Origin of the sequence: Candidatus Vondammii sp. HM_W22, assembly GCF_022530855.2 — a bacterium.
Taxonomy (GTDB): Bacteria; Pseudomonadota; Gammaproteobacteria; order Chromatiales; family Chromatiaceae; genus Vondammii.
In genome coordinates, this window is sequence record NZ_CP099567.1 from 1803495 (window position 1) to 1819812 (window position 16318).

Sequence of the window (16318 nt, forward strand, 5' to 3'; positions counted from 1 at the left end):
GTTTTTCACTTCACCTGCCATCCAATCTTGAATATTTGTAAAAACAACAGCTGATGTGATGGCGTACTTGCGAATGACCTTGTGCTTCCGGTCTATGCTGATATGGCTTTTGTACCCCACGGTGGATTTTACCATGCTTCATGGTCCAGCGGACTTCAACATCCTTCTGGCGGTGCTTGTTATCACCCCATGCCTCAGGGCCATCCCCAGCTTTGATCTGCCTATTTTCCTCTAGCGTATTGCGTTGTTTGGGTACTGGAGCGATAGCGGCATCTGCAATCTGTCCCTTGCAAGCACTGAAGCCTGCTGCATCAATCTGGGTCAACAGTTCTGAAAAGAGTTTATCAACAAGGCCCCGTTCTTTCAGGTGCTCACAATATACCCAAACTGTTTTAGCATCGGGAACCTTACCCTCCTGGCTCAGTCCAAGAAAATGACAAAAGCTATAGTGATCCCGAATCTGGAACTCTGTTTGATCATCGGATAGATTGAACAAATGCTGTAGGACCAACACCTTGAACATCAGTACCGCATCGCAAGGTAGACGCCCACCTTAACTGTGCCGCATCTGGCCAATTAATCGTCTGATACCAGCATCGGAGGAAACCACATTTCCCATCAGCCAATCCAGCAACAGCTGATCCTCGAAATCGAGCACCTGGACAAACAACGCTCGGTCATTTTGAGATAAACCTGGGTAGGTATCTTCAAGAAATCCCCTCAGCACATAGTCGAGTTCAAGCATGCCTCTCCGGCATTGCCAGCGCAGTTTATCCATGCTGGGCAGTTGGGTCTGCAGTGACATCAGACCGAATGCTTAAGCATCAATTCCTTGATATGACCAATCGCTTTGGTCGGGTTGAGCTGTTTCGGACAGACCTCTACGCAGTTCATAATCGTGTGGCAACGGAAAAGTTTGTAAGGTCCTTCAAGGGCATCCAAGCGCTCATCAGTGCCCTGGTCACGGCTATCAGCGAGAAATCGCCAGGACTGCAGTAACGCCTGAGGGCCATGAAATTTTTCCGGATTCCACCAAAATGAAGGGCAGGCGGTAGAGCAGCAACCGCACATAATGCACTCATAAAGGCCATCCAGTTTGTCACGCTCTTCAGGGGACTGCAGAATCTCCTGCTCCGGCAACGAATCTTTATGGATCAGGTAGGGTTTTACTGCCCGATACTGCTGATAAAACTGGCTCATATCCACAACTAGATCCCGCACCACTGGACGACCGGGTAACGGACGTATTTTTATCGGCTCTTTCAGGTCGGTTACCGGTGTAATGCATGCGAGTAAATTGACCCCATTAGCATTCACGCCATCAGAACCACACACCCCTTCACCGCAGGAGTGGCGGAAAGAGAAGGACTCATCCTGACGCTTGATCTCCATCAGGGCATCACGCAGCATCATGCCTCGGGTAGCGACAACGTCGTACTCCTGCATCCTCGGAACAGTGTCGAGATCCGGGTTGTAACGGTAGATGACGAATTTCATGCAACAGCCCTCAGTAGACCCTTGGCTTGGGTGGAAAATTTTCCACCGTGAGTGGTTTGGTATGTACCGGTTTGTAGTCCATCCGGTCCTCTTCCTTGAAGTAGAGACTATGCTTCATCCAGTTTTTGTCATCCCGGTCAGGATAATCTGGTCGTGAATGCGCGCCGCGGCTCTCTTTGCGCTCGAGGGCTGAAAGCACGATAGCCATTCCGATGTCAATCAGGTTTTCCAGCTCAAGCGCTTCGGCACGAGCGGTGTTGAATACCTTGCTTTGATCAGTAAGGCGAACATCTTTCAGTTTCTCTCTTATCTCTTTAATCCGGGTAACGCCCTCAGACATCACTTCGTCAGTACGGAATACGCCGGCATGGTCTTCCATCACCTTGCGGAACTCATCACGCAGCTCCCGTACAGGGATCCCCTCTCCTTGTTGATCCCAGCGAGTCAGACGGGATACAGCTGCCTCGACAGCTGCCTCGTTCATCGGGCGATGGTTCGGGTTCTTGCTAAGGTACTTGATAATATCCTGTCCGGCAGCCCGTCCGAATACCAGAATATCCAGCAATGAATTCCCGCCCAGACGATTGGCGCCATGAACCGAGACACAGGCGCACTCACCTGCCGCGTAGAGACCCGGAATCACCTCCTCCGGCCCATGGTGAAGTGGCACCACAACCCGGCCATAACGATCTGTGGGAATGCCACCCATAACATAGTGTGCCGTGGGGAAAACAGGGATCGGCTCAACCACCGGATCAACGCCGGCAAAAATCTTTGCGCTGTCACGAATACCCGGCAAGCGTTTGCTGACAATTTCTTCACCAAGGTGATCCACTTTCAGCATTACATAGTCGGCATCGGGACCGCACCCCCGTCCCTCTTTGATCTCGGTTACAATTGAGCGCGCCACCACATCCCGGCTGGCGAGATCTTTGGCATTCGGTGCATAGCGCTCCATAAAGCGTTCGCCGTCCTTGTTAATCAGATAGCCACCTTCACCACGTACACCTTCGGTGATCAGTATGCCTTTTCCGGCAATGCCCGTAGGGTGGAACTGGAAAAATTCCATATCCATCAGCGGTACACCGGCCCGAAGTGCCATGGCCATGCCATCACCCGTATTGATATGCGCATTGGAGGTAGTACGGAAAACCTGGCCGCAACCACCGGTCGCCAGCAGTGTGGCCTTGGCTTCGATCAGCAGTGGTTCGCCGGTCTCGATTTCCAGAATCAAGGCACCAAGCACGGCCCCCTCGTTATCACAAATCAGATCAACGCCAAAATACTCGTCGAAAAAATGGGTTCTGGCACAAATATTCTGTTGATAAAGCGTATGCAGTATCGCGTGTCCGGTGCGATCGGCCGCGGCACAAGTCCGTGCTGCCTGAGCGCCACCGAAACCCTGGCTCTGGCCGCCGAAAGCGCGTTGATAGATTCGGCCGCTATCCAATCGGGAAAAGGGAACGCCGTCGTGTTCCAGTTCGTAAACGGTGGGTATGGCTTCGCGACACATGAATTCGATTGCATCCTGATCGCCGAGATAATCAGAACCCTTTACCGTATCAAACATGTGCCAATGCCAGTTATCCGGCATCACATTGGCAAGTGCCGCATTCACACCACCCTGAGCTGCCACTGTGTGAGAGCGTGTGGGGAAAACCTTGGAGACCACCGCGACCTTGGGATTGGCACTGGCGAGTTGCAGCGCAGCATTCAGACCCGCCCCACCTGCTCCGAGGATCAATGCATCAAAATGTCTTCTGGCTAAAGTCATGGGAAACCTTTCAAAGGATTTGGATCAGACGGTTATACCCGCAAGAAATATTGTTCTGGCGATCCACAGGCCGCACCCGATCAGACCGGTTCCGAAAAAAGTCAGAAGCAAAACCCTGAGCAGAAAAGGGTGTACATAATCGATCAGGACGTCACGAATACCTACCCAAGCATGGACAAGCAGTGCGACAAAGAAGATAAGCATAGCAACTGTCACATTGGGGTTTGCCACATAAGCACGCCAAGCCTCAAAGGAAACCGGTGTATTAAAGCTCAGATAACCAAAAGTATAGATAATGTAGAGACCGAGGTAGACGGCACTGATACGTTGCAGTGCCCAGGCGCGCAGTCCAGATGCTTGACGACTCATGACAATAGCTCTATCAATATAGCGAAAATAGGCGCGGAGATCATCACTGCCAAGGCAGATAGTCTACCGCTCTTTTTATCGACGCCAATCTGGAAATCAATTAGTAGAAAACGTATGCCGGCCAACAGGTGGTGTATCAGTGCCCAAAGTACAACAAACAGAACCAATCTGACCAGCCATTGGTCAAAAAACGCCATGGTATCGGCAAACCCTTCAGCGCCAGAGAGAGAACGATCCAGAACGTAGACTAAATAGGGAATACCCAAAATCATCATGACGCCGCTGGTACGGTGACCCACCGACATGATGGCGGTCATGGGGAATCGAAATTGAAGCAGGTTTAGAAAAACAGGCCGGTTTTTATGCATCATAGGATTTATCTCTCGGTCTCAGCCTATAGGTCTGTAGGAGCCTTTGATCAATTCATGAACCGCTGCCTGACGGCTAAAATCTTCCGGCCCTGCGTTGATAATCTTGGTAACAGCCAGCTACTACCGGCAATTTTCGCCTTGATCCGGAAGATTTCAACTCATCACCCATCCGACCCAGAATCAATTAGAGGCTCTCTTAAAACTCGGATCAAAAAGAACCGACTCTTAAGTATAGCCATTTGTGCCCTATTGAGAAGAAATAAATTTATACTTCCATAGAATTTTCTATGGTCATGCTGTTTATTGCTAATAAATTTTCATTTTTGTCAGTTCTTAACAAATCCTTACATAACTAGGGTTTAGAGCAACACAGCCACTTCAAGTCGCTATCAGCCACTCGAGTTCCGAACTTTCTATGATCATTCTGCCGCTCATTACAAGTGGCTAAGCTTTATCAGCAAGCAAAGTCTGTCTCCAACGACCATTGACACTTTTAAACTCACACCAAGCAGCCACTACCAATCGCCTAATCAAAAATCTTGCCTTGGCTATCTTACTACGATAACGCACATCCTGTGATCGCTCGTACAATTGCAGAGTTGACTACATCCGTTCAAAATGAGCAATTCGCTTGGGTGTATATTTCTCACCATATTTACAGGGTTGCCCACGCTGACCTTGTTTTCTCTTTGGCGGTTCTTCATGACGAGTATCTCTACAAACCTGCCCGATAACACAAAACCCGCGCTGCTCCATTGATTCAATAAAACAATGGCGCATAAACCAGCTATCCACTAGAACTCTTAACTTTTAACCCCTGAAATAAGCTGCATACAGCCTGGACCAATGTATTTGCCGCTACCAGTTTCCCTGTATTGCCTGTACTCGGTGTCAGGCGGGACAGTAGGTGGTAATGCTATTGCATCACCTCCCCCTTCACTATACAAACCAGACTTACAAGCTATAATCAAATCTGTTGTATGGCCTCGTCCGGCATGCCTTGGGATTGATCGGTTTCTACATCTCTCGCCATCCTTGAATACTCCCTCGACTACATCAGCCAGTAGCCTGCATCCCCTCAATCGCTGCCACTTCTTTTCTGCTATCGTCCTCAGCTTCCAAGCCATGGCCAGCGTTATCTTCCGGCTGTCGCAGTTCTTGGTTTTTGTCGTCCTCAGACGCACTTAGCGAACACCGACTCTATTGGATTCGTCGTCCGTATATGCTGCCAGTGTGGTGCTGGGAAGTCATAAAATGCCAGCATCGACTCCCTATCCTTCTCCAGGCATTCCATAGCAACAGGATACTTGCCCTCAAAGCGCCTGACACAGCTACCGTGAGCCTTCAGGACGGATGCTCTCGGCCATCCAGATTCATGCAGCGCCTCTTTGATCCGGTCTGGGTACCTTACCTAGCACGTTCGCCGTCTCTGGTCATTTCTTCGCAGCTGCCTTCCAGCGGTCATCCATCCTGGCGTTGAACCTAATGCCCTGGCTTGAACGGTCACGCACCTTCGGTATTTTGACTGAATATCGCCTAGGCCTGTTTGGATACTGCGTTCAGGCAGGTAGCCATTGCGTACAATAGTCTGCTTTCCATCTACTCGTTCTGACCTAAACTGCTCCAGTAATTCAGCTAATTCTGCCTCTACAGCATTCATCAGCCGCTTCTGTGCCCAAGCCTTGAGGAGCCCATTCAATATATCGCCGGATGGAGTATTCAGCTCAATAAGATTACCATCACTCATGCGGTATATCCCTCTGTTGGTTGATCTGCTAAGATCAACCAACAGAGGGCACCGCTTCTCTTATTCAGCCCATACACCAGAAGCGAGCATAGCTTCCAGACTTACCCAGCATTGTCCTCACACATCTTGCGCAAGATCAGGTTTGTTCCCGTGTCGATGATGGATCCTTGTTGCCGGGTGCTTTTTTAGAAGCCCGGAGCGTCAATGTGTCGCCAATTGCATGGTCCTCGCTATTCTCAGTATGAGTCGGACAAATGACCGTGCTAAGGTCAACCATGACCATCTGCCATTTTGTAACCATTTGTAGTAGCTGGTCCAATGGCTTCGCATACCCAGCATCAAATAGGCATCAGTTATAAAACCCGCAGAGACAGGCATCGAGCCAATAAGTAACCCAATGAAAGTACCGGCAGATCCTAGGGGTAACGCTTTGCACAACAATGTTATCCAATGGAACAGCTCGCGGGGGATATTACCGTATCCTGTTGTGTTCATAGCGGCCTCCAGAAGACCTACTCCTCTTCATGAAGGCGCGGCAACGCTTGAACTGCTGTCATGTCAAGCTTTTTATGCAGTCTTCGGGTTTTATCCTCCTGAAACTCTGGGGCATCTCTGATTAATTTAGATCAATCGTATACCATTGATCTATAGATCACCAGTTCCAGGAAAACGATGAAACAGCAAAGCTTAGAAGCTCGGGGCTTTGAAAAATACCGAAAAAAGACCCGCAAGGAGCAGTTCTGGATGAGATGGAGCAAATCATTCCCTGGAAGGAGCTTGGCGAGGTCATAGCACCCTGTTACCCAAATCCGAAGGGCGCGGGGTGGAAAGCCCGTTGGTCTGGAGCACATGCGGCGCATCCACTTTCTACAGCACTGGTTTGAACTCTCTGATCCCGCAGCGGAAGAAGCGCTTCATGATTTACGTGCCATGGGTAAGTTCGTCAGTATCGACCTAAGTAATGAGCCCGTACCGGATGAAACAACCATCTGCAATTTTTGCCATCTGATGGAAAGGAATAGTCTTGGGGATGAGCTGTTTCGTTTGGTCAATGTTTACCTGGCCGAGAATGGTATGAAGCTCAACCCGGGAACCCTTGTTGATGCCACGATCATCACAACGAAGAACAAAGAGATAAACCGTAATCCGGATATGCATCAAACCCACAAAGGCAATCAATGGTACTCTTGGCATGAAGGCCTAATATTGGCGTGGACTGATCCACTCAATTGCTGTGACACCGGCCAATATCCATGATTCGCAGGTATTGGAAGACCTGTTGCATGGAAACGAAACCCGCGTACGGGGAGATTCTGCCTATGCAGGACAGAAAGATAAACTGACCAAGCATGCGCCAAAGGCCAAAGATTTTACCCCGAAGAAAGCCTGTCGTAATCGACAATTAACTGGACAGGAGCCATCAGCGAATCGATACAAATCGAGAACGCGCGCCAGAGTAGAGCATGTATTCGGTGTAATGAAGCAGCAGTTTGGTTTTAACAAGGTTCGCTATCGAGAGCTTGAGAAAAATACCCATTGTGTGTTTATCAAGTGTGCCTTGATTAATCGGGTACTGGCTAAGCGGTATTTATTAGCCATATCATAGGCAAGTTGCGGCTGAAAGACCCGGAATAGCCAAAATTAAGGTCAAATCCGAGAATAACGCAGGTTGTTTTTACAAATATTCAAGATTGGATGGCAGGCGAAATGAAAAACTCTAATTTTTCAGACCATCCCTAAATATAATGACGTTAACATCAATATAACTCAGGGACATTAAGCACCAAAGAGATGTCGTCGTGGAACGTGAATCGATGGAATTTGATGTAGTAATTGTGGGGACTGGGCCTGCCGGTCTTGCTGCAGCTATTCGTCTGGCGCAGTTGGGCCAGGAACAGAGCCGTGAGCTTTCGATCTGCGTGGTTGAAAAAGGGTCTGAAGTAGGTGCCCATATCCTGTCCGGTGCCATTTTGGAGACAAGAGCCCTTGATGAGCTGATTCCCGACTAGAAAGCACGTGGCGCGCCACTGGATACCCCCGCGACTAACGACCGTTTTTTGTTTCTGACAAAGAAACACGCTATCACTATGCCCACCCCAGATGCGCAATAAGGGCAACTATATTGTCAGCCTGGGCAACGTCTGCCGCTGGCTCGGTGAGCAGGCAGAGGCCATGGGGGTTGAGATATTCCCCGGATTTGCCGCAGCCGAAGTACTCTACAAGGAGAGTGGCCAGGTTCGTGGCATCGCAACCGGTGATATGGGGGTTGGCGCAGATGGTGAGCCAACGGCTAATTTTGAACCGGGAATAGAGCTTTTGGGCCGCCAAACGATTTTCTCAGAAGGTTGTAGGGGCTCGCCGACCAAGACACTGACAGAGAAATTCAACCTCCGGGAGGGGGTGGACCCTCAATCCTACGGTATTGGTATCAAAGAGATTTGGGAAGTGCAGCCGGAGAAGCACAAGGAGGGCAGCATTATGCACTCCATCGGCTGGCCTCTAGACAGTAAAACCTATGGGGGATCATTTCTCTACCATTTGTCAGACAGTCAAGTATCAGTCGGGTTTGTGATCGGTCTGGATTACCAGAATCCCCATCTCAACCCGTTCGAAGAGTTTCAACGCTTCAAGACTCATCCGGCTGTCCGCCCTCTCTTCGAGGGTGGCAGACGTATCAGCTACGGTGCACGCTGTCTTTCTGAAGGTGGATTTCAATCCATCCCCAAGCTTACCTTTCCAGGGGGGGTGTTGGTAGGTGATAGCGCCGGCTTCCTCAATGTATCCAAGCTCAAGGGCACTCACACGGCGATGAAAAGTGCCATGTTAGCAGCCGAAGCGATTTTCAACGCACTGCCGGATGAGGGCATTCACGAGATAACCACCTACCCGAAACAGCTTGCCAAGAGCTGGGTCTGGGATGAGTTGAGCAAGGTACGAAATTTGCGGCCAGGATTTCAGAAAGGCCTCTGGTTCGGACTCGTCTATGCAGCCCTAGAGACTTATCTGTTCCGTGGCAAAGCACCCTGGACCCTTCACAACCATGCCGATCACGAACAGTTGGGCAAGGCCAATGATTTCCCAAAAATAGACTACCCAAAACCGGATGGCAAGGTGACCTTCGACCGGTTCTCTTCAGTCTATATATCGAATACCAACCATGAAGAGAACCAGCCGGTCCATCTGTGCCTGAAAGATACCAGGGTGCCGATCAGTATCAATCTGAACCTCTATGATGCTCCGGAACAACGCTACTGCCCGTCCGGGGTTTATGAAATCATTGATGAGGGCGATAAAGGGCCGGTATTGCAAATCAATGCCCAGAATTGTGTCCACTGCAAGACATGCGATATCAAGGATCCGCCGCAGAATATTAACTGGGTGGTACCCGAAGGCGGCGGTGGGCCTAATTTCCAAATATGTAGTCCTCCCGGGATCACGCAGCATGAATCCCGAGAGGGTGGCTGCAGCAACACACCGAATACATGCCTACTCTGGCGCGCGTTCCGGATTTGTATCGATTCGCTGATGGCTCCTATCCAGTTAATTGTCGATTACGACAGGCTTTCTTCGGGGTAAAATCTTTGGCCTTTGGCGCATGCTTGGTCAGTTTATCTTTCTGTCTTGCATAGGCAGAATCTCCCCGTACGCGGGTTTCGTTTCCATGCAACAGGTCTTCCAATACCTGCGAATCATGGATATTGGCCGGTGTCACAGCAATTGAGTGGATCAGTCCACGCCAATATAGGCCTTCATGCCAAGAGTACCATTGATTGCCTTTGTGGGTTTGATGCATATCCGGATTACGGTTTATCTCTTTGTTCTTCGTTGTGATGATTGTGGCATCAACAAGGGTTTTCCGGTTGAGCTTCATACCATTCTCGGCCAGGTAAATATTGACCAAGCGAAACAGCTCATCCCCAAGACTATTCCTTTCCATCAGATGGCAAAAATTGCAGGTGGTTGTTTCATCCGGTACGGGCTCATTACTCAGGTCGATACTGACGAACTTACCCATGGCACGTAAATCATGAAGCGCTTCTTCCGCTGCGGGATCAGAGAGTTCAAACCAGTGCTGTAGAAAGTGGGTGCGCCGCATGCGCTTTAGACCAATGGGCTTTCTACCCGCGCCCTTCGGATTTGGGTAATTAGTCGCCCCTGAAATATTCATAACGCAATGATTTATATAAAATAAGCGTCTAAATTTAATAAAATAAACGTCCGAGAAATGGGTAAAAGCAGAGAAAAACTGGACGAAACAGAGGTGGATAATTGAGCAAAGCCAAGACAGCCAATCCCAACCAGCAAAGTTTCCTGCACCAGAACTTACTGGATCAGCTGAACCCCAAGCATCCACTTTTGCTATTGGCCAGACAGATAGACTGGTCATATTTTGATGCTGAATTTGCCCCGCTTTATTCTCATCTTGGAAAGCTCTCAAAACCCATCCGCCTAATGGTGGGCCTCTCGATACTCAAGCATCTGGAAGACCTCAGTGACGAGGTTCTGATTCAACGCTGGATACAAAATCCCTACTACCCGAGTTTTACGGGTGAGATCGAATTCCAATGGCAACTTCCTTGTGACCCCTCCGACCTGACTTACTTCAGAAAGCGTATTGGCAACGAAGGTTTTGAAAAGGTCCTGGCTGCCTCTATCGCCTTACATCAAGAAAAGGCGATCGAAGATGAAATGTGTATCGACACTACCGTACAAGAGAAAAACATTACCTTTCCAACTGATGCAAAGCAGTACCGAAAGATACACGGGCAGTTACTCAAGATGGCCCGAGCAGAAGGTATCGTGCTCAGTCGAAGCCATGAGAAGGAAGTAAAAATTCTCAAGCTCCCCACCCGATTTGCCACACATCCGAGGAATCGTAAAAAGGCACGTAAGGCCGTCAAGCGATTAAAGACCATCAGCGGCCGATTACTGCGTGAAATACAGCGTAAGATGACCGCAGAACAACAGAAATTCTATGCAGAAAAGTTCGCCCTGTACCAGCGCATGCTGAATCAGAAGCGTGCTGATAAAAACAAGTTGTACAGCCTACATGAACCTCATGTTTACTGTATGAGCAAAGGCAAGGCCCAGCAGCGTTATGAGTTTGGCACCAAGGCATCAATTACCACCACAAGGGACGCGGGCATTGTGATTGGTGCCCTGGCTTTTGAGAAGAATGTATTTGATGGTCACACCGTACCTGAGGTCTTGGCACAGGTGAAACGTCTCATCAATCGAGCACCCAAAGTGGGTATTGCTGATCGAGGTTATCGGGGCAAATCAAAGGTTAATGACACCCAGATAGTAACGCCAAAGCCTGCTAGGAGGAATACCTCAGGAGAAGCCATGTGGCATTAGCCAGAAAACGTTTCAGAAGACGAGCTGGCATTGAGCCTGTGGTCACTTAAAGAGTGACCACAGGCTAAAAAGGAACTTTCTTAAAGGTTTTTCCGGGGATCAGATTAACTTGTCTTATGGCGGCGGCTGCCTTCAACTTCAGAAAATGGATGAGGGAGGTTCTTTTTGTGCTGAAAAATATCATGTCCATACTGTTGTTCCTGTTTGCAAAACAGAAACAACAGTATTATTAAGTGCCTAGAATAAATATTTCAGGGTCGACTAAGTAGGGTGCTATGACCTCGCCAAGCTCCTTCCAGGGGATGATTTGCTCCATCTCATCCAGAAAATGCTCTCCTTGTGGGTCTTTTTTCGGTATTTTTCAAACCCCCTGACTTCTAATGCTTTGCTGTTTCACCGTTTTCCTGGAACTGGTGATCTTATAGATCAATGGTATACGATTTCTTTAGTTAATCGGAGGTGCCCTAAAGCGATCTCAACGTTGATCTAGATCTTGAGTTCGTCGGTCTTGTAGAGGGGTACTGTATATGGTGCGCACGTTTGCCGGAAAAAAGGAGGATGCGTAGCAAGCCATCCCTCTACTGCTCATTAATCATAAATTGCGTACCAGAGTGCATTGTAATGCAGGTTAGCCCTCCCTGTACAACCTGTAGTATCCTTCCTCAATGGCATAACCTCCAAGGAGAAAAACACGTGGAAATCGCCTGCCTTGATCTAGAAGGTGTTCTGATTCCTGAAATCTGGACCAGCTTCGCTGAGCGTACCGATGTTGAGGAGCTGAAAGCCACCACCCGGGATATCCCCGATTATGACGTGTTGATGAGACAGCGCCTGGATATTCTTAAAACACACAAACTCGGGCTACCTGATATTCAGGAAGTCATCGACGGTATGGAACCACTGGAGGGTGCCCGGGAATTTCTTGATTGGCTCAGGGAAAGATTCCAGGTCGTCATTCTCTCGGATACTTTCTACGATTTTGCCGCACCGTTCATGCGCCAGTTGGGCCATCCCACACTGCTTTGTCACAAACTAAGCATTGATAACCAGGGCTTTGTCACTGACTACCATATCCGTCAGAAGGATCCGAAGCGTCAATCGATAAAGGCCTTCCACAGCCTCAATTTCAGGGTCATCGCCGCCGGGGACTCCTACAACGACACTACGATGCTGTCAGAGGCAGACCGGGGCATTCTGTTCCGTCCACCGCAGAATGTCATTGATGAGTTTCCACAGTTTCCCGTGGTTAATGACTACGACAGATTCAGAGCTGAATTCAAAAAAGCGAGCAATAGAGATCTTTAGTTAGTCGTCCCTGACAGTATTAGGCTGTAGGGTCTGGTTCCTTGAACCTTTTAGATCTGATTCTCCGCCCATTCCTTGGAATAATCATTCGATTTCCCGCTAACATTATTCAAGCACAATAAAACCAAGCCAATAACTTGGCTAAACTGCATCCCGGTGCCACCAAAACCACATTATTAACCCGGTGGACATTTACATATTGGTATAATGCTTACATGAAAAGACTCTTCCCCTAATTGAGTGGGTAGACTAACGTACCCCTCTATGAGAGATAAAGATCTATACGCCCAGATCCTGGGTATCAAGGGCCATTGGTAAGCTAGCAGTTCTGTCAGAGAGAGAGGTAACGGTACACGTTGAGCAGGAGGCAGACGCCAAGCAATGTTGTTCAACCTGTGGGCAGATCTCACCGGGCTATGACTCACGCAAGCGCCGCTGGCAGAATCGAGCTCTGGATTTACTGCAATGTTTGAGGCGCTGGTGGTCGATTGGTTGAAAGAGGCGTCCATCTCGGCAGTCTCCCGATTGATGAGGCTGAGCTGGAATGCCATTGATGGAATTATGCAGCGAGCGGTTAAGCGAGGACTGGCACGTAGAACAGAGATTAGCCCAAGACGTATAGGTGTTGATGAGACGGTCTTTAAAACGTCATGATTATGTAACAGTCTTATCAGACCAGGATGCAGATATAGTGCTACACGTGGGCAGTGACCGCAAAAAGGCGATGCTCAAAGCATGGTACGAAGGTTTGACAGAGGAGCAGCGAGAAACGATAGAGAGTGTCTCCATGGATATGTGGCCAGCCTTTGTCAATGCCACACTGAAATGAATAGCCCCCATGACTTTAGACCACTCCGCTATTCATTTTGAAACGGTCTTCGTACTGCTGGGGTGGAAGCAAACCGTTTGTACTATGTCTGCGTGTCGAGTTGTAAAACAATTCAATGTAATTAAAGAGACTGTTCAAAATATTGTGTCAACGTAAAAGCACTCAATCCATATCATCACAGATCAAGCCTACCTTCGAAGAAGATAGCCAGTTGAGACAAGGTCAGGTTCCAGTTGCGAATGGGCATCGTCCATTTCTTACTGGCGTTCTGAATGCTAAGGTATAATAACTCCTGATTACCCATAAACCTCAGCCATCCTCAGGAGGGGATAAGGCATCGGTGGTGTACGTAACGCGACGCAGAGCAATCGTTCAATCATAGCCGGAAGATTAAACCGGCGATTAAAGCGATATTCAAACTCGGCGAGATAACAAGGTACGTGTTTTTTACGAATAGCATGAAAGGTTCCCTGCAAAGCATTCTTGATATTACCAAGCATGGTATTCAGTCATTTAAAGGTGGAGAGCTGGGTATACTTTCGCCCACCGCCAGTGACGATAGGCATATGATCACATCCAGCATCTGTAACTGCTCTGAAGCAGTAGAGCCCATCAGAAGATGGGTGTAACGATTTCCGTGTAACTGCCCGGGTTAAATGTATTCCGCCAAGCGTTCTTCGAACTCAATCGTAAATCTATTCAGTGCTGGTTTCCAATTGCGAATCGGCATGGTCCATTTTTTTGATGCTTGCTGCACCGTCAGGTACACCACTTTCATTGCCGAGTCGTCGGTCGGAAATAGCTTCCGTTTTTTAATTGCCTTCCGAACCACGCTGTTCATTGACTCGATGGCATTGGTTGTATAGATTGCCCTGCGGATGTCCTCAGGGTAGCCAAACAGGGTATTAAGATTGTGCCAGTGGCTATGCCACGAACGGCTGAGCTGGGGATATTTGTCGTCCCATCGGTTAGAGAAATTATCAAGTTCCAGTGGCGCTTCATCTTCGGTGACAGACTTATATATTCTCTTCAGGTCTGCCGTCACTGCCTTGTAGTCTTTCCAGGGCACATACTTCATCGAGTTGCGCACCATGTGAACAATACAGAGCTGGACCTGAGTCTCGGGAAACGCTGTATTGATTGCGTCTGGAAAGCCCTTCAGGCCATCGATACAGGCTATCAGTATATCCTTCACGCCGCGATTCTGGGGCTCTGTGAGTACATTGAGCCAGAACTTGGCACCCTCATTCTCTGACAGCCAGAGCCCCAACAATTCCTTGTGGCCCTCCATGTTCACACCCAGCGCCAGATAAATTGCCTTATTGATCACTTTCTTGTCTTGCCGGATTTTTACGACAATACAATCCAGGTAAATAATGGGATAGACCGCATCCAGTGGCCTAGATGGCCATTCAATCACTTGTTCAATAACAGCGTCAGTCACTTTGGAAATCAAGGTGGCGGAGACATCAGCACCGTACATTTCTTTAACGGTCGTAACGATTTCTCGTGTTGTCATGCCCTGGGCATACAAGAAAATAATCTTGTCGTCCATGGAAGTAAATCGACGCTGGTGTTTTTTAACGGGCTTGGGCTCGAAACTCCCAGCTCTGTCGCGTGGTGTATCGAGCTCGAACTGGCCAGCTTCCGTTCAGTTAGTCTTACTGGCATGCCGTTGCGGTTATTGTCAGCTTCGGACTGCTCGTGCCTTTCAAAGCCAAGATGATCATCTAACTCAGCGTTCAGTGCCGCTTCGACCGTAATCTTGGTTGGCATCTGCTGGGAGTCTTTGAGGTCGTCTTCCGTCTTGATATTTTTAGCAGCCGCATGAGCGATCGCCTGTAGTTCTTTCTTGTTCATAGTGCCTATCCTCAACCACGCTTGGGTTTAATGATAGGCAGTTACACAGAATTCAGGACACCCTCTATCAGAAAGAACAGTGCTGCCAGCACACAGACTGGATCTGGCATATCGAGCGATCTCCACACTCTGAAAACCGCGGAGCCGACGCAGTTGGATCTTCATTGGCCTGCCGTCCTGCGTCGTCTCAACAGCTGCCACGAAAGGGATTTTATTACGAGACCCTCGCCCACGCTTTCCCGGTTTCTCACCACCAATACAGGCATCATCCATCTCGATGCGACCAGCCAGTTTTTTTGACTCTGACGTTCCATCATCACCTGCATCAGTTTGTGCTTGAGCTTCCAGGCTGTATTGTAGTTCACACCAATTTCACGGGACAGTTGCAAGGCAGAAGTACTCTTTTTACGCTGAGTCAACAAACTAGATGGCCAGAAACCACTTCTTCAACGACAGCTTGGTGCCGTGAAAGATGGTGCCAGCAATCAGGGAGCTTTGGTGGTGGCATTTAAGGCCACAAGGAATTATTGGGGATGTGGTTGTCGGAGAATGAGGGTTCCAAGTTCTGGCTGAACGTGCTGACAGAGCTTCAGAATTGCGGTGTGAAGGATATTTTTATTGCCTGTGTCGATGGCTTAAAGGGCTTTCCTGATGCAATCAACACGGCTTTTCCGAATAACCAGCTGTGTATTGTGCATATGGTGCGGAACTCGATGCAGGCTCGGCCAATATGATTCCGTTATCCTCAGTAATATTGCTCTTGGCAGATCTTTAGCTCGTGCTACCCACTTATCGATTTCTGACTGAGACGGAATGTGCCGAATTACGTTTCCACGCTCTCCTGCCACCGCTGCCAGTTTTTCATTGAGGTTTTCGACATTACTCTGAGCCAGCTCAGGCACTGTATTAACACCTACCAATTCGAGCAGATTGGCATACCCCTCACCAATCCCCTTACCCGCGCCAGATCGGCCCGATTGGCCCAGCCAAGCAGTAATTTACCGCTGATACATGTAGCTTCTCCCAGGCTCTCCCTACCTTTCGGATCAGCACCTACTTCAAGCAATTGATCTTGAGAGCCGATCCCTGCTTCCTCCAGCTTTGCTGAATATTTTTTGCCTATACCTTGGGTTTCAACTAATTTTGCCATTTCCATGTCCCTTGAATTTCTGTGAAATGAAACAAACCCCATCACTTTGACGGGGTTT

General features: G+C 48.8%; 10 protein-coding genes and 10 pseudogenes. 7 read left to right on the forward strand and 13 right to left on the reverse strand.

From position 1 onward, the window contains the following. Nucleotides 1–10: 10 nt before the first annotated feature. The 8 genes and pseudogenes from MN084_RS10065 to MN084_RS10105 form a co-directional block, all read right to left on the reverse strand. On the reverse strand, nt 11–523 hold the full coding sequence (locus tag MN084_RS10065) for a transposase (protein ID WP_241086503.1): 513 nt from the start codon (nt 521–523) through the stop codon (nt 11–13). 30 nt (nt 524–553) lie between these two features. Next, nucleotides 554–805, reverse strand: a complete 252-nt coding sequence (locus MN084_RS10070) for an FAD assembly factor SdhE (RefSeq protein ID WP_241086502.1) — start codon at nt 803–805, stop codon at nt 554–556. Then, complete coding sequence (locus MN084_RS10075; RefSeq protein ID WP_241086501.1) at nt 805–1497, reverse strand: succinate dehydrogenase iron-sulfur subunit; 693 nt, start codon at nt 1495–1497, stop codon at nt 805–807. Before MN084_RS10075 ends, MN084_RS10070 begins: the two co-directional genes overlap by 1 nt. Before the next feature lie 10 nt (nt 1498–1507). Next, a complete protein-coding gene (gene sdhA, locus MN084_RS10080; RefSeq protein ID WP_241086499.1) occupies nt 1508–3271 on the reverse strand; it encodes a succinate dehydrogenase flavoprotein subunit in 1764 nt (587 codons plus the stop codon). Nucleotides 3272–3295: 24 nt separating this feature from the next. After that, nucleotides 3296–3640, reverse strand: a complete 345-nt coding sequence (sdhD, locus tag MN084_RS10085; RefSeq protein WP_241086497.1) for a succinate dehydrogenase, hydrophobic membrane anchor protein — start codon at nt 3638–3640, stop codon at nt 3296–3298. Then, a complete protein-coding gene (sdhC, locus tag MN084_RS10090) occupies nt 3637–4011 on the reverse strand; it encodes a succinate dehydrogenase, cytochrome b556 subunit (protein ID WP_241086495.1) in 375 nt (124 codons plus the stop codon). Before sdhC ends, sdhD begins: the two co-directional genes overlap by 4 nt. A gap of 992 nt (nt 4012–5003) precedes the next feature. Beyond that, nucleotides 5004–5758 (reverse strand): annotated as a pseudogene (locus MN084_RS19655) (transposase); the annotation flags it as partial. Between the two features lie 120 nt (nt 5759–5878). Beyond that, nucleotides 5879–6253 (reverse strand): annotated as a pseudogene (locus MN084_RS10105) (IS701 family transposase); the annotation flags it as partial. A 177-nt stretch (nt 6254–6430) separates the two neighbouring features. On the opposite strand from MN084_RS10105, the pseudogene MN084_RS10110 reads away from it, so the two are divergent. Both MN084_RS10110 and MN084_RS10115 read left to right on the forward strand, forming a co-directional pair. Further along, nucleotides 6431–7364, forward strand: a pseudogene (locus MN084_RS10110) (IS5 family transposase). 208 nt (nt 7365–7572) lie between these two features. After that, nucleotides 7573–9169 (forward strand): annotated as a pseudogene (locus tag MN084_RS10115) (electron transfer flavoprotein-ubiquinone oxidoreductase); the annotation flags it as partial. Between the two features lie 121 nt (nt 9170–9290). On the opposite strand, the gene MN084_RS10120 reads toward MN084_RS10115, so the two are convergent. Beyond that, nucleotides 9291–9926, reverse strand: coding sequence for an IS5 family transposase (locus MN084_RS10120; RefSeq protein WP_241086494.1), 636 nt, complete (start codon nt 9924–9926; stop codon nt 9291–9293). A gap of 101 nt (nt 9927–10027) precedes the next feature. Here MN084_RS10120 and MN084_RS10125 point away from each other — a divergent pair. The 4 genes and pseudogenes from MN084_RS10125 to MN084_RS10140 all read left to right on the forward strand — a co-directional run bounded on the left by MN084_RS10125 (nt 10028) and on the right by MN084_RS10140 (nt 13250). Beyond that, nucleotides 10028–11349 (forward strand): annotated as a pseudogene (locus tag MN084_RS10125) (IS5 family transposase). Between the two features lie 460 nt (nt 11350–11809). Next, nucleotides 11810–12421: a bifunctional phosphoserine phosphatase/homoserine phosphotransferase ThrH gene (thrH, locus tag MN084_RS10130; RefSeq protein ID WP_241086492.1), complete on the forward strand. Its 612-nt coding sequence runs from the start codon at nt 11810–11812 to the stop codon at nt 12419–12421. 435 nt (nt 12422–12856) lie between these two features. Next, on the forward strand, nt 12857–13075 hold the full coding sequence (locus tag MN084_RS10135) for a helix-turn-helix domain-containing protein (RefSeq protein ID WP_445083960.1): 219 nt from the start codon (nt 12857–12859) through the stop codon (nt 13073–13075). Beyond that, on the forward strand, nt 13050–13250 hold the full coding sequence (locus tag MN084_RS10140; RefSeq protein WP_241086490.1) for a transposase: 201 nt from the start codon (nt 13050–13052) through the stop codon (nt 13248–13250). Before MN084_RS10135 ends, MN084_RS10140 begins: the two co-directional genes overlap by 26 nt. A gap of 296 nt (nt 13251–13546) precedes the next feature. Here the strand turns inward: MN084_RS10140 and MN084_RS10145 are convergent. From MN084_RS10145 to MN084_RS10155, 3 pseudogenes are all read right to left on the reverse strand, one after another. Further along, a pseudogene (locus MN084_RS10145) lies at nt 13547–13867 on the reverse strand (transposase); the annotation flags it as partial. Between the two features lie 35 nt (nt 13868–13902). Continuing rightward, nucleotides 13903–15110 (reverse strand): annotated as a pseudogene (locus MN084_RS10150) (IS256 family transposase). 57 nt (nt 15111–15167) lie between these two features. Next, nucleotides 15168–15620, reverse strand: a pseudogene (locus tag MN084_RS10155) (IS1595 family transposase); the annotation flags it as partial. A gap of 2 nt (nt 15621–15622) precedes the next feature. Here MN084_RS10155 and MN084_RS10160 point away from each other — a divergent pair. Beyond that, nucleotides 15623–15829, forward strand: a pseudogene (locus MN084_RS10160) (transposase); the annotation flags it as partial. On the opposite strand, the pseudogene MN084_RS19660 reads toward MN084_RS10160, so the two are convergent. Continuing rightward, nucleotides 15746–16302: pseudogene (locus MN084_RS19660) on the reverse strand (DUF4332 domain-containing protein). The pseudogenes MN084_RS10160 and MN084_RS19660 sit on opposite strands and share 84 nt — an antisense overlap. Nucleotides 16303–16318 lie beyond the last annotated feature (16 nt).